General features: G+C 67.7%; 12 protein-coding genes. 7 read left to right on the top strand and 5 right to left on the bottom strand.

Annotated features, from left to right (window positions below; all coding sequences use genetic code 11):
• Window positions 1–419: 419 nt before the first annotated feature.
• Both KNJ79_RS16975 and KNJ79_RS16970 read right to left on the bottom strand, forming a co-directional pair.
• Window positions 420–1,184 carry an SDR family oxidoreductase gene (locus KNJ79_RS16975; RefSeq protein WP_317151966.1) on the bottom strand — a complete coding sequence of 255 codons (765 nt, stop codon included), beginning with the start codon at window positions 1,182–1,184 and terminating at the stop codon, window positions 420–422.
• Window positions 1,181–1,552, bottom strand: a complete 372-nt coding sequence (locus tag KNJ79_RS16970; RefSeq protein WP_317151965.1) for a dihydroneopterin aldolase — start codon at window positions 1,550–1,552, stop codon at window positions 1,181–1,183. The genes KNJ79_RS16975 and KNJ79_RS16970 overlap by 4 nt, the downstream gene beginning before the upstream one ends.
• Before the next feature lie 90 nt (window positions 1,553–1,642).
• On the opposite strand from KNJ79_RS16970, the gene KNJ79_RS16965 reads away from it, so the two are divergent.
• From KNJ79_RS16965 to KNJ79_RS16950, 4 genes are all read left to right on the top strand, one after another.
• Window positions 1,643–2,146, top strand: a complete 504-nt coding sequence (locus tag KNJ79_RS16965) for a GNAT family N-acetyltransferase (RefSeq protein ID WP_317151964.1) — start codon at window positions 1,643–1,645, stop codon at window positions 2,144–2,146.
• 239 nt (window positions 2,147–2,385) lie between these two features.
• Window positions 2,386–2,970, top strand: coding sequence for a DUF1285 domain-containing protein (locus KNJ79_RS16960; RefSeq protein ID WP_317151963.1), 585 nt, complete (start codon window positions 2,386–2,388; stop codon window positions 2,968–2,970).
• Window positions 2,970–3,560, top strand: a complete 591-nt coding sequence (locus tag KNJ79_RS16955) for a CoA pyrophosphatase (RefSeq protein WP_317151962.1) — start codon at window positions 2,970–2,972, stop codon at window positions 3,558–3,560. Before KNJ79_RS16960 ends, KNJ79_RS16955 begins: the two co-directional genes overlap by 1 nt.
• Window positions 3,548–4,765, top strand: a complete 1,218-nt coding sequence (locus KNJ79_RS16950; protein ID WP_317151961.1) for a CCA tRNA nucleotidyltransferase — start codon at window positions 3,548–3,550, stop codon at window positions 4,763–4,765. The genes KNJ79_RS16955 and KNJ79_RS16950 overlap by 13 nt, the downstream gene beginning before the upstream one ends.
• Here KNJ79_RS16950 and KNJ79_RS16945 read toward each other — a convergent pair.
• From KNJ79_RS16945 to KNJ79_RS16935, 3 genes are all read right to left on the bottom strand, one after another.
• On the bottom strand, window positions 4,738–6,417 hold the full coding sequence (locus tag KNJ79_RS16945; protein WP_317151960.1) for a putative bifunctional diguanylate cyclase/phosphodiesterase: 1,680 nt from the start codon (window positions 6,415–6,417) through the stop codon (window positions 4,738–4,740). The two genes, KNJ79_RS16950 and KNJ79_RS16945, sit on opposite strands and share 28 nt — an antisense overlap.
• An 89-nt stretch (window positions 6,418–6,506) precedes the next feature.
• Window positions 6,507–8,807, bottom strand: coding sequence for a DNA topoisomerase IV subunit A (parC, locus tag KNJ79_RS16940; RefSeq protein WP_317151959.1), 2,301 nt, complete (start codon window positions 8,805–8,807; stop codon window positions 6,507–6,509).
• 58 nt (window positions 8,808–8,865) lie between these two features.
• Window positions 8,866–10,278 carry a M20/M25/M40 family metallo-hydrolase gene (locus tag KNJ79_RS16935; RefSeq protein WP_089215414.1) on the bottom strand — a complete coding sequence of 471 codons (1,413 nt, stop codon included), beginning with the start codon at window positions 10,276–10,278 and terminating at the stop codon, window positions 8,866–8,868.
• Window positions 10,279–10,398: 120 nt separating this feature from the next.
• On the opposite strand from KNJ79_RS16935, the gene KNJ79_RS16930 reads away from it, so the two are divergent.
• The 3 genes from KNJ79_RS16930 to KNJ79_RS16920 are packed head-to-tail and all read left to right on the top strand — an operon-like array spanning window position 10,399 to window position 12,241.
• Window positions 10,399–11,025, top strand: coding sequence for a lysophospholipid acyltransferase family protein (locus KNJ79_RS16930; RefSeq protein ID WP_317151958.1), 627 nt, complete (start codon window positions 10,399–10,401; stop codon window positions 11,023–11,025).
• Entirely contained in the window at window positions 11,022–11,849 is an 828-nt protein-coding gene (locus KNJ79_RS16925) for a DUF1295 domain-containing protein (protein ID WP_089215416.1), read from the top strand. Before KNJ79_RS16930 ends, KNJ79_RS16925 begins: the two co-directional genes overlap by 4 nt.
• Window positions 11,816–12,241, top strand: a complete 426-nt coding sequence (locus KNJ79_RS16920) for a ribose-phosphate pyrophosphokinase (RefSeq protein ID WP_317151957.1) — start codon at window positions 11,816–11,818, stop codon at window positions 12,239–12,241. Before KNJ79_RS16925 ends, KNJ79_RS16920 begins: the two co-directional genes overlap by 34 nt.
• The last annotated feature ends 83 nt before the right edge of the window (window positions 12,242–12,324 follow it).

Below are 12,324 nucleotides of genomic sequence, written 5' to 3'. Positions count from 1 at the left end.
GGGGTGGTCCGCGTCGTCGTTCCAAAGTTCAGCAAAGTTCAGCCTTGCGCGGCCGCCGCTGGCTTGCGTTCGGCGAACATGCGCCGGCTCCCGCCTGCATCCGTAAACCGGGCCGTTACCGCCTTTATCCACATATCGAAAGAGCCGAGACGAAGGCTGGCACAGCCGAACAATGTAGGACAGCGGTTTTTTGCGGCGGATGTCCGCATTGGGGTGGGGAGCGGCCGGTCCTCCCCCTTGGGGGAGGGGGACCACCCGCAGGGTGGTGGAGGGGCACAGGCGGTTTGCCTTTCCCTCTTTGAACGCAGCGTAAACCGAGGGTGCCCCTCCACCATGCTTCGCATGGTCCCCCTCCCCGTGCCGGGGAGGACCCTTATGACCGCTATCGGTCGATTCCGGCCATTACGCGATGGCGGCGATCAATCGCGCCCCAGCCGGACGAAATCGCGTCCCATCGGTGCGAGGTGGGCGCCGCCGTCGACGAAGATCGTCTGCCCCGTCACCGCCTCGGCACGCGCGAGCCAGGCGACCGCGTCGGCGATCTGGGCGGGGGTCGGCAGCGCGCCCAGGGGCATAAGCGCGGCGAGGCGTTCGACCTGCGCCTCGCTGTAATCGTCGGTCGGGATGGTGAGCCCCGGGGCGACCGCATTGACCCGCGCGGCGCCGCCGAAGGCGACCGCGAGCGTCGCGGTCGCCTGCCACAGCGCCGATTTCGACAGGCTGTAGGCGATCTGGTCGGGCACCGGATGCGCGACGCGCTGGTCGACGATATTGACGATCGCGGGCCGCTGGCCTTCGCCGGCGTGCGCGACGAGCGCCTTCGCCAGCATCACCGGCGCATGATGGTTGAGCTGCATCATCGCCGCGAGGCCGGGCTGCGTCAGGCCCTGCCATTCGCCCTCGGCGAACAGCGCAGCATTGTTGACGAGCAGGTCGGGGGCGCGGCCGAAGGCGTCGATGACCTGCGGCACCAGCGCATCGACCGCCGCGGGGTCGGAAAGGTCGGCGGTGAAGTGACGGTTCCCGGCGCCGGTTTCGGCGAGCGCCTCGACGAGCACCGCATCGGGCTCTGCGAGGCTATGCTTGTGGAGCGCCAGCGCATAGCCCTCGCGCGCGAGCCGGGCGGCGATCGCGGCGCCGACGCGGTGCAGGCCGCCGGTGACGAGCGCCAGCCTTTGCGTCATTTGCGCGCGCGCCGCATCGTGATGCCGATCTGTTCGCCCTCCTCGGCGATCGCGAGCTTGACGATCTTCACCTCGACCTCCTCGACCTTTTCGTCCTGCAGGAACAGCGTGTCGATGATATGGTCGGCGACGCTTTCGATCAGCACGAAATGGACGTCCTTGGGAATGCCGTCGGTCGCGGCGAATTTCAGGTTCATATAGTTTTTCGAGGCGCTGAGCGGCGTCGTCGGTTCATAATGCGCCGCCATCTTCAACCGCGCGCGCACCGAGATACGCAGCGGCTGCGGCAGATGCGTTTCTTCGGAATAGATGCCGGTCAGAACATCGACGGTCAGCCCGTCCACCTCGAGCCACAATTGATCGGTCACAAGAAAATCCTGTCGAACGGGCGCGATATTCGGCTTTGCAATGCCGGTCCCGAACCCTAAAGCGCCGCCGCATTAGCGAAAGGGTGCGCGTTGGTCGAGTTACTTCCACTGTCGGAAATCGAACCGCAGGCAGTCGAGCAATTGCTCGACGCCGCTTTCGGGGCCGACCGTTTTGCGCGAACCGCCTATCGCATCCGCGAGGGGCTGGCGGCGCTTCCCGCGCTGAGCTTTGCACTGCGCGAAGGCGGCGCGCTCGTTGGCACGATCCAGTGCTGGCCGGTGATGCACCGCGCGGCGGGCGGCACCGCGACGCCGCTGGTGATGGTGGGACCGGTCGCGGTGCGCCCCGACCTGCAACGCGGCGGGCACGGGCGCACGCTGATGGCGCACATGCTGGCTGCCGCCGAAACGGGGGCCGACGGCGCGCTGATGATGATCGGCGACCCCGAATATTACGGCCGCTTCTTCGGCTTCACGGCGGATGCGACGGCCGCCTGGGATCTGCCGGGACCGTTCGAGAAACGCCGCCTGCTCGCGCGGGCGGTGAACGGGCATGGACTGCCAACGGACGCCGGGATGATCGGGCCGCGGTGAGATTGTTTCACGCGAAGACGCGAAGGAAAATGGGTTCACGCGGAGACGCGGAGGCGCGGAGAGGAGCGACGAGCCGATAGGCTCTCTGGTCCCGTGCCGGCGCGACCAATCGCGCCATTGAAATGGGAAGCCGCTTTGCGGCCATCCCAGTCCCTCCGCGCCTCCGCGCCTCCGCGTCTCCGCGTGAATCCTTTCCGCAGCCGCCTTGCGCACCGCGCCTGCGGCCCTATGTCGGGTTTATGGCCCGTCCGACGCCCCCGCATCTCGCAGATTTTTCGCAGCTTTCGCTGGCCGATACGGTCGCGCTTCTCGGCGCGCACAAGCTGCCGCCGGTCGAAAGCTGGCGCCCCGAGCGCACCGGCGACAGCGCGATGGAGATTCGCGCCGACGGCAGCTGGTATCACGAAGGCGGCCGTATCGACCGCCCCGCGATGGTCAGGCTCTTTTCGACGATCCTCCGCCGCGAGCCCGATGGCAGCCATGTGCTCGTCACCCCGGCCGAGAGGCTGCGCATCGCCGTCGAGGATATGCCCTTTCGCGCGGTCGAGATGAAGAGCGAGGGCGAGGGCAAGGCGCGCAGGCTCGTCTTCCGGCTCGACACCGACGATCTGGTGATGGCCGGCGGCGATCACCCGCTGCGCTTCGGCGGCGACCCCGATCATCCCGACCCGCGGCTGCATGTGCGCGGCGCGATCGCGTGCGGGCTCCAAGCGCGGATCGGCCGTGCCCTCTATTACGAGCTTGCCGAGATGGCGCTTGCCGAAGGCGGCGATCCGCCGGCCCTCTGGTCGAACGGCGCGCGCTTTGTGCTGGCGGACGGCTGATGCTCTCGGCCAAGCTGCGCGATGCGCTGGGCAATCTGCTGCCCGATACGGGCGAGGACGAAACCTATCTCGTCGGGGCGAAGCCGACGCTGCGTGACGCCGCGGTGCTGATCGCCTTCACCGACCGCCCCGACCCCGGCGTGATCCTGACCCAGCGTCCGCAATGGCTGCGCGCGCACGCGGGGCAGGTCGCCTTTCCCGGCGGCAAGGTCGACCCCGGCGACCGCGACGTGGTCGACGCCGCGCTGCGCGAGGCCGAGGAGGAGATCGGGCTCGACCGCCGCGATGTCGAGATTGCGGGGGTCACCGATCCCTATCGCTCGGGCAGCGGCTATCATATCACCCCGGTGCTCGGCGTGATCCCGCCCGACCTTCCGCTCGACCCCAATCCCGACGAGGTGGAGGAATGGTTCGAAGTGCCGCTCGACATCTTGTTCGACCCCGCCAATTACGCGCGGCAAGAGGCGCATTGGCAGGGGCAGGCGCGGCATTATTATGACCTCCACTGGCAGGGGCGACGGATCTGGGGCGTGACGGCGGGGATCATCATCAATCTGGCGCGGCGGATGCCCGCGGGATGGCACCGGTGACCGGGGCGACGCGGCTTCCCGAGGCCGAATGGCGCGCCCGGCCGGGGCTGCGGCGCATCGTGCGTGCGCTGTCGGCCGATGGCGGCGCGGTGAAGATCGTCGGCGGCGCGGTGCGCGACACGCTGCTCGGCCTGCCCGTCACCGACATCGACCTCGCGACGCCGCTGCACCCCGATGCGGTGACGCGCCGGCTCGAGGCGGCCGACATCAAGGTCATCCCGACCGGCATCGCGCACGGCACGGTGACCGCGATCGCGAGCGGCGATCATCACGAGATCACCACCTTGCGCCGCGACGTCGCGACCGACGGGCGCCGCGCGACGATCGCCTTTGCGAGCGAATGGCGCGAGGATGCGGCGCGGCGCGACTTCACGATCAACGCGCTCTACGCCGACCCCGAAAGCGGCGAAGTCGACGACTGGTTCGGCGGGCTCGCCGACCTTGACGCGGGCTGCATCCGCTTCATCGGCGATGCCGCGACGCGGATCGCCGAAGATCATCTGCGCATATTGCGCTTCTATCGCTTTGCGGCGCGTTTCGGGAAGGACGGGCTCGACCCGGCAAGCCATGCGGCGGCGGTCGCGGCGCGCCATTCGCTGCGCAGCCTGTCGCGCGAACGCGTGGCCGACGAGTTGCTCAAAATCCTGGCGCTGCCCGATCCGCGCGCCATCGTCGATCAGATGGCGTGCGACGGCATTTTCGCCGAGATCGTTCCCGAGGTCGATGCCGGGTTCGCGGCGCACCTCGACCGGCTGATCGCGGCCGAAGCGGCGGCCGGGACCGCGCCCGCGCCGCTGCGCCGGCTGGCGGCGCTGCTGCCCGCCGATGCCGCGATCGCCGAGCAGGTCGCGAGCCGCCTTCGCCTCTCGACGCGGCAGCGCAAGCATCTCGCCGCGCTCGCCGCGCATCGCGGCGACGTCGCGCGGCCGGTGCGCCAGCTCGCCTATGGCGTCGGCACCGATGCGGCGCGCGATATTCACCTGCTCGCGGGGGACGGCCCTGCCACGGTGGCGAGTCTCGATGGCTGGGAGGTGCCGGTGTTGCCGCTCAAGGGCGGCGACATCATCGCGCGCGGGGTGAGCGCGGGGCCGGAGATCGCACGGCTGCTGCGCGCGGTCGAGGCCGCATGGGTCGCGGAGGATTTTCCGGACGCAGCGCGCGTCCGCGCGTTGCTCGATCAGATGATCGGGCGCACCAGCGACTGACGCCAGTAATCGAACGCCGCCTCGCAGCCCATCGGGTGCGCGAACAGATAGCCCTGCCCGAAATCGCAGCCGAGCGCCGAGAGCAGCCGCGCCTGATCGGCGGTTTCGACGCCTTCGGCGGTGGTCTTCATCCCCATCACTTCGGCAAGGCTCTGGATTGTGCGGACGATTGCCGCCTTGTCGCGGTCTTCGACCATATGGTCGACGAAGCTGCGGTCGATCTTGAGCACGTCGATCGGCAGCCGCTGCAGATAGGCGAGGTTCGAATAGCCGGTGCCGAAATCGTCCATCGCGACGCGGGCATCGAGCGCCTTCAATTCGCTGAGCACCGACAGCGCGAGGTCGGGATCGCCGATGATCGCGCTTTCGGTGAGCTCGATCATCAGCCGTTCGCCGCCGATCCGGTTGCGCTGAAGCGCCTCGCGAACCACCGCGGCGACATCGTCGCGCACGAGCTGGATCGTCGAGACGTTGAGCGAGAAATAGCAATCGACCGGCGTGCCGCCGTTGATCCGGTCCCAATCGGCGATCACCTCGGCCGCCTTGCCGATCACCCACTGGCCGAGCGGGACGATCAGCCCCGAATCTTCGGCGACGGGGATGAATTCGGTCGGCGAAATCGCCTGGCCTTCGCCATTGTCCCAGCGCGCGAGCGCCTCGAAACCCGCGACCTTGCCGGTCGACAGCTCGATCAGCGGCTGGAAGGCAAGGGTGAGCCGGTCCTCCTCGATCGCGCTGCGCAGCGCGGTTTCAAGGCCGAAGCGATTGTCCGACAGCATCGCGGCTTCGGGTTCGTAGATTTCGATGCGGTCGGTCTGCTTGGCGCGCTTGAGCGCGATCTGCGCGTGGCGGATCTGGTTGGCGGTCTCGCCCTCGTTCACCGGCTGGATCGCGCAGCCGAGCGCGCAATCGACGCTGACCTTCAGGTCGCCGATGCGGAAAGGGTGGTCGAAGCAGCCGCGAATGCGGCGCGCCATTTCGCGCACGTCGGCGCGTCCGCCGGTAACGCGCGTCGAAATGGCGAATTCGTCGCCGCCGCTGCGCGCCAAAATGTCGCCGCTGCGCAGGCTCGATTTCAGGCGGCGGGCGACGGTGATGATGAGCTCGTCGCCGGCGAGCGGCCCGATATGTTCGTTGATGCGGCTGAAGCGCGCGAGGTCGAGCAGCAGGATCGCATGGTCGGCGGGCTCGTCGCCGCGCGCGCGCTGTTCGACCAGCTCTTCGAAACCGGCGCGGTTGGGAAGGCCTGTCAGGCTGTCCGACACGAGTTCGCGGCGCAGGTTGCGCTCGGTCATCATCTCTTGCGTACGGTCGATCAGCGTCAGCAGGAAGAGCGATTCGTCGCCATATTCGCCCGAGAGCGGGCCGATCGACCCGCGCAGGTCGCGCGCCGCCGGGCCGTCGCCGAGCCGGCACGAAAATTCCTGCGTATCGTCGGGGTGCTGCGCGGCGCGCTCGATCGCGCGGCGCAGTTCGAGCGGTGCCTTGACGCCCGCGGGGATGAGGCCGAGCCGGTCGAAGGCGGTGTTGCTCGCATGAAGGCTGAAATTGCCGCGCGCGAGCGGCCGGATGAGCGCCGCGGGCACCGGAAGGGCGTCGATCCAGCCGACGAAAAGCAGTGGCCGGTCTTCGCCGGTTCGATCAATAGGCATGATAGAGGGTTTCAAGCGACCTTTCCCCATTGGCCCATGGCTAGGACACCGGGGGTAAAGAAGCTATTTACGGCAACAGGAAATTGCCATCAGTTGAAACGATTGTTCCGGGGGAATCCCGTTGGCGGCATCCGCCCCGCGGCACCGCGCGCGACGCGCCAGGGAGCGAGGTCGGTCTCGGTCCGCGTGCGGCCGCTGTCGCCGCCCATCGTCCAGCTGAGCCCGTCGGCGAAGGCGAAGGTCGTGGCGTCGGAGAGGCCGCCGTCGCGATAGCGTTGCAGCATCACGCCCTGGCCGCGCGCCATCGCCGGCACTTCGGCGAGCGGGAAGACGACGAGCTTGCGGTTTTCGCCGACCACCGCGACGCTGTCGTCGCCCGCGCCGACCGGGCGTGCCACCGCAAGCTGCGCCTTGGGTTTCAGGTTGACGACACCCCGGCCCTTGCGCGTCTCGGCGATGATGTCGCCCATCTGGACGAGGAAGCCGTGCCCGCTCGTCGCGGCGAGGAGCAGCCGCCCGTCGGCCTGCGCCGGAATCAGCGCGACGATCCGCGCGTCGGGGTCGATGTCGACCATCAGCCGCAGCGGCTCGCCGAAGCCGCGCCCGCCGGGCAGCTTGTCGGCGCCGACGGTATAGAAGCGCCCGTCGCTCGCCGCGACGAGCAGCTTGTCGGTGGTTTGCGCATGGGCGGCGAAGGCGAGGTCGTCGCCCTCCTTGAACTTGAACTCGCCCCACTGGTCAGCAGCGACATGGCCGCGCTGGGCGCGAATCCAGCCGCGTTTCGAGAGGATCACCGTCACCGGCTCTTTCTCGATCATCGCGTCCAGCGGAATATCGCGCGCCGGCGCGGCTTCGGCGAGCGTCGTGCGGCGCGCGCCGAGCGGCGTGTCGAGGCCATAGACGGCCTTCAACTTTTCCAGATCCTTGCGCAGCCGCGTCTTCTGGCGGTCCTTGCTCGCGACGAGCTTCGCCAAGTCCTCTCGCTCGGCGATCAAGTCGGTCTGCTCGCGTTTCAGCTCCATTTCCTCGAGCTTGCGCAAGGAGCGCAGGCGCATGTTGAGGATCGCCTCGGCCTGGCGGTCGGTCAGCTCGAATTCGGCCATCATTACCGCCTTCGGTTCGTCCTCGGTGCGGATGATCTCGATGATCCGGTCGAGGTTGAGGAAGGCGATCAGATAGCCTGCGACGAGTTCGAGCCGGTCGTCGATCTTGCCGATGCGGTGCTCGGCGCGGCGGACGAGGACGACGATCTGATGCTGCAGCCATTCGGTGAGCAGCTGGTGCAGCCCCATCACCTTGGGCGTGCGCGTCGCGTCGAGAACGTTGAGGTTGAGCGCGAAGCGCGTTTCGAGCTCGGTCAGCCGGAACAGGCTTTCCTTCAATATTTCGGGATCGACGTTGCGGCTCTTGGGCACCAGCACGATGCGGATGTCGTCGGCGCTCTCGTCGCGGACATCCTCGAGGATCGGCAATTTCTTGTCGGCGATCAGCTGCGCGACCTGTTCGATCAGCTTGCCCTTGGCGACGCCATAGGGAATTTCGCTGATCACGAGCTGCCAGGTGCCGCCCGCGAGCTTCTCGACACCGCTCGCTTCCCAGACGCCGTCCGCATCCTTGCCGGTCGAGAAGCGCGCGCGGACGCGGAAACCGCCGCGGCCGGTTTCATAGGCCTGCGCGATCGCCTCGGCGCTGTCGACGATGATGCCGCCGGTCGGAAAATCGGGGCCCTTCACATGCTCGAGCAATTGCGCGAGCTCGGCGCGGGGATTGTCGATCAGGACGAGCGCGGCGTCGATGACTTCGGCGGCGTTGTGCGGCGGGATGTTCGTCGCCATGCCGACCGCGATCCCGCTCGCGCCGTTGGCGAGCAGGTTCGGGAACAGCCCCGGCATGATCTCGGGCTCTTCGTCCTCGCCGTTATAGGTGGGCTTGAAATCGACGGTGCCCTCGTCGAGCCCCTGCATCAGGTCGATCGCGACGCGCGTCAGCCGCGCTTCGGTATAGCGGTAGGCGGCGGCGTTATCGCCGTCGATATTGCCGAAATTGCCCTGGCCGTCGACGAGCGGATAGCGCAGCGAGAAATCCTGCGCGAGGCGGACCATCGCGTCATAGACGGCGGTGTCGCCGTGCGGGTGGAACTTGCCGATCACGTCGCCGACGACGCGCGCCGACTTCTTGTAGCCCTGGCTCGGGTCGAGCCGCATCGCGCGCATCGCCCACAGCAGTCGGCGGTGGACCGGCTTCAACCCGTCGCGCAGGTCGGGCAGCGAGCGCGCGGTGATCGTCGACAGCGCATAGACGAGATAGCGCTCCGACAGCGCGCTGTCGAAGGGAGTGTCTATGCTGTCGCCGGGCTGCGGAGAAGGAAAGTCGTCGTCGTTCGTCGCCATTGTTCGCGGCGGATAGCAAGGCACGCGTCACATGGCAAAGGGACTGTTGCGCCCGCCGTCAGGGATTGTCGGCATAGGCTTTGATTAGGTCGTAGAGATAGTCGCGCCCGACATAGACCGAGCGCACCTCCATCCGTTCGTCGAGGCCGTGGACGCCGTTGCCGTCGGGGTCGCCCCACATGCCCGGAACGCCATAGGCCGGGATGCCGACGGCGCCGAGGAAGGTCGCGTCGGTATAGCCGTTCGCCATCGAGGGTATGACTTTCAACCCGGGCCAATATTTGTCGACGAGCGTTTGCATCGGGCCGATCACCCTGGCGTCGAGCGGCGGCGCGGGCGGCGCCGGGCGCTTCGGCGGCAATTGCGTCACGGTGACGCCCGGATCGTCGATGATCCGTTCGAGCTCGGCCTTGATCTCCTCGATCGGATGGCCGGGGAAGATGCGGCAATTGATGTTCGCGCCCGCGCGCTGGGGCAGCGCGTTCGCCGCGTGGCCGCCGTCGAGCAGGGTCGCGACGCAGGTGGTGCGCAGGTTCGAATGGAGGAAGCGGTCGCTGTTGACGAGCGCTTCGGCCTCCTTGTCGTCCGGGTCGCGCGCCAGCGCCGCCATCGCGTCGCCGATCGCGTCGCCGCGCACCGCGCCCGCCTCGGCAAAGAAGCGGCGCGTCGTGTCGGTCATTTCGAGCGGAAATTCATGGGCCTCGATCCGCGTCAGCGCGTGGGCGAGCTGATAGATCGCATTGTCGGGGACCGGGACCGAGCTGTGCCCGCCGGGGTTGCGCGTTTCGAGGCGGAAGTTGGCGAAGGTCTTTTCGCCGATCTGCACCGTCTGGCCGAGCACCTTCCCCTTGCCGTCGCTGTCGCCGCCGCCGCCCTCGTTGAGCGCGAATTCGGCGTCGATCAGCTCGCGCCTGTTGGCGGCGAGCCACTCGGCGCCGTTGAACGCGCCGTTGGTCTCCTCGCCGCAGGTCAGCGCGACCTTCACCGCGCGCTTCGGCTGATAGGCTTCCTGCTTGAAGCGGATCAACGTGTCGATCCACACCGCCGCCTGTGCCTTGTCGTCGCCCGTCCCGCGGCCATAGAAATAGCCGTTTTCCTCGACCATCCTGAACGGATCGCGCTGCCAGTCCTCGCGCTTCGCCTCGACGACGTCGATGTGCGCGATCAGCAGGATCGGCTTCGCCGCCGGGTCGCTGCCCGGATAGACGGCGACGAGGCCGCCCTCCTTCGGATGGTCGGGCGCCGCGAACAGCGTGAGTTGATCTTCCGTGAAGCCGGCCGTCCGCAGCCGCGCCGCCATGCGCTCGGCGGCGAGGGTGCAGCTGCCCGACGACAGCGTCGTGTTGGTCTCGACGAGCTCGCGATAGAGGTCGCGAAAGGCGAGCTGGTCGGGGCGCGGCGACGCCTGTGCTGCGATCGCCGGGGTTGCCAGCAGCAAGGTCGAGGTCAGCAGCGCGGTCAATGTCTTCATCTTCGTCGATCTCCCTTAGGTGCCTAAGGAAGCAGAACGGCCGATACGCCGCAAGCGCTATCGCTTTCGCTTGCGCACCATTCGCGTTTCGCGCAAGCCCGGCGCGGGAGAGGAGAGCGGGTGACGACGATCGAAGACCAACCGCCGGGTCGGCTCGCCCGGCTGGTGCGCGCCGCGATGCTGCGCTTCTATCGCCGCCGGGGCTGGACCGCGGTGGGCGAGGTGCCCGCGCCGCGACGCTTCGTCATCATCGCCGCGCCGCACACGAGCAACTGGGATTTCCTCTATTATCTGGGCCTCACCGCCGACCTCGGCATTCGCGCGCATTTCATGGGCAAGCATTCGCTGTTCCGCTGGCCGATCGGCGGCTTCATGCGGCAGATGGGCGGCATTCCCGTCGACCGGCGCGGCGGGCTCGACCATGTCCGGCAGATGGTCGCCGAATTCGCGCGGCGCGACGAATTCATGCTGACCATCGCGCCCGAGGGGACGCGCGGCAAGACGAAGAAATGGCGCACCGGCTTTTACCACATCGCGGTCGCGGCGAAGGTGCCGATGGTGGTCGGATTGATGGATTATGGCCGGAAAGCCGGCGGTCTCGGTCCGCTGATCTGGCCGACCGGTGATTTTCGCGCCGACATGGAAAAGATACTTGCCGTCTATCGCGATTGCACGCCAAAATATCCCGATCGTGCTGTCCGCTCGATTTCGGATATAGTGGGCGATGCGGAAGGAGCGATGACATGATCGGCGTCTGGCAGGTCCTGGCGGTCAATTTCGTCTGCCTGTCGATCGTGATCGTCGGGTTGTGGCTCGGCGCGCGCGAGATTCGCGACGTGTCGTTCGTCGACGCCTTCTGGCCTTTCGGGATGGTCCTGCTCGCCTGGGGCACGGTCTTGCAAGCCGGAATCGAGGGGCAGCGCACGCAGATATTGCTGTTGCTCGTCACCCTCTGGGGGCTGCGTCTTGCGACCCACCTGCTTTTGCGCTGGCGCGCGCAGGGCGAAGATTTGCGCTATCGCAGGATATTGGCCGGCGCGATGGAATCGCGTGGCTGGAGCTGGGACACCGCGGCGCTCGTTGCGGTGTTTCTGGTTCAGGCGCCGCTGCTGTTCGTCACCTGCCTGCCCGCGCAAATCGGCCTTTATGCCAGCGCCACCGCGATCGCCGGCCCGATCGGGGCACTCGCGAAAATCGGGGCGCTTGCCGCGATCGCCGGCATCGTCTTCGAAAGCGTCGGCGATGCACAGCTCGCCGCCTTCCGGCGCAATCCGGCGAACCGGGGCAAGGTGCTCGACGCCGGCCTGTGGCGCTACACCCGCCATCCCAATTATTTCGGCGATGCGCTGACCTGGTGGGGGCTATGGCTGATCGCCGCCGACGCCGGGCTGTGGGCCGCGCTCGCCAGCCTGATCGGTCCGGTCTTCCTGACCTTCACCCTGACGCGCTGGTCGGGCAAGGCGCTGCTCGAAAAGGGGCTGCACAAGACGCGTCCCGGCTATGCCGATTATGTCGAACGCACCTCGGGGTTCGTCCCATGGCTGCCAAAGCCGCGCGCGATCAAGGCCTAGGCGATGCGCCGGTTGCGGCGGACGCGCGCGCGCTCGGCGATGCGCCGCGCATCCGCGCGATCCTGACCAATGCGGCACGCGAGGGACGCAGCGTCAGCTATTCGGAACTGCTCGGCGACCTCGGATTTCGCTTCACGCGTCCCAAGATGCGGGCGCTGTGCAAGACGCTGGGCGAGGTCGACCGGCTCTGCGCCCTGGACGGTGAACCCGATCTGGCGGTGCTCGTGGTGCGCGAGAGCGACCGCTTGCCCGGGCAGGGCTGGTGGGCCGGCGGCACCGCGCTGCTCCTCGGTTATGACGGCCCGTGGGAAGGCGCCGCTGCGGCGCGCTTTATCGCCGAACAGCAGCAGTTGGCCTTCGATTACTGGGCGTCTCGACGGCGCCCCGATTGAGTATGGATCCCGGGGCCAGAACCCTCGTCAGGGTTGATACCCAAGCGTTCGGTTCTTGCCTGAACGGCTGGGTTGGGGTGGAG

Origin of the sequence: Sphingopyxis indica (genome assembly GCF_032879645.1) — a bacterium.
GTDB lineage: Bacteria > Pseudomonadota > Alphaproteobacteria > Sphingomonadales > Sphingomonadaceae > Sphingopyxis > Sphingopyxis indica.
This window is presented reverse-complemented; position numbering and strand designations above follow the sequence as displayed.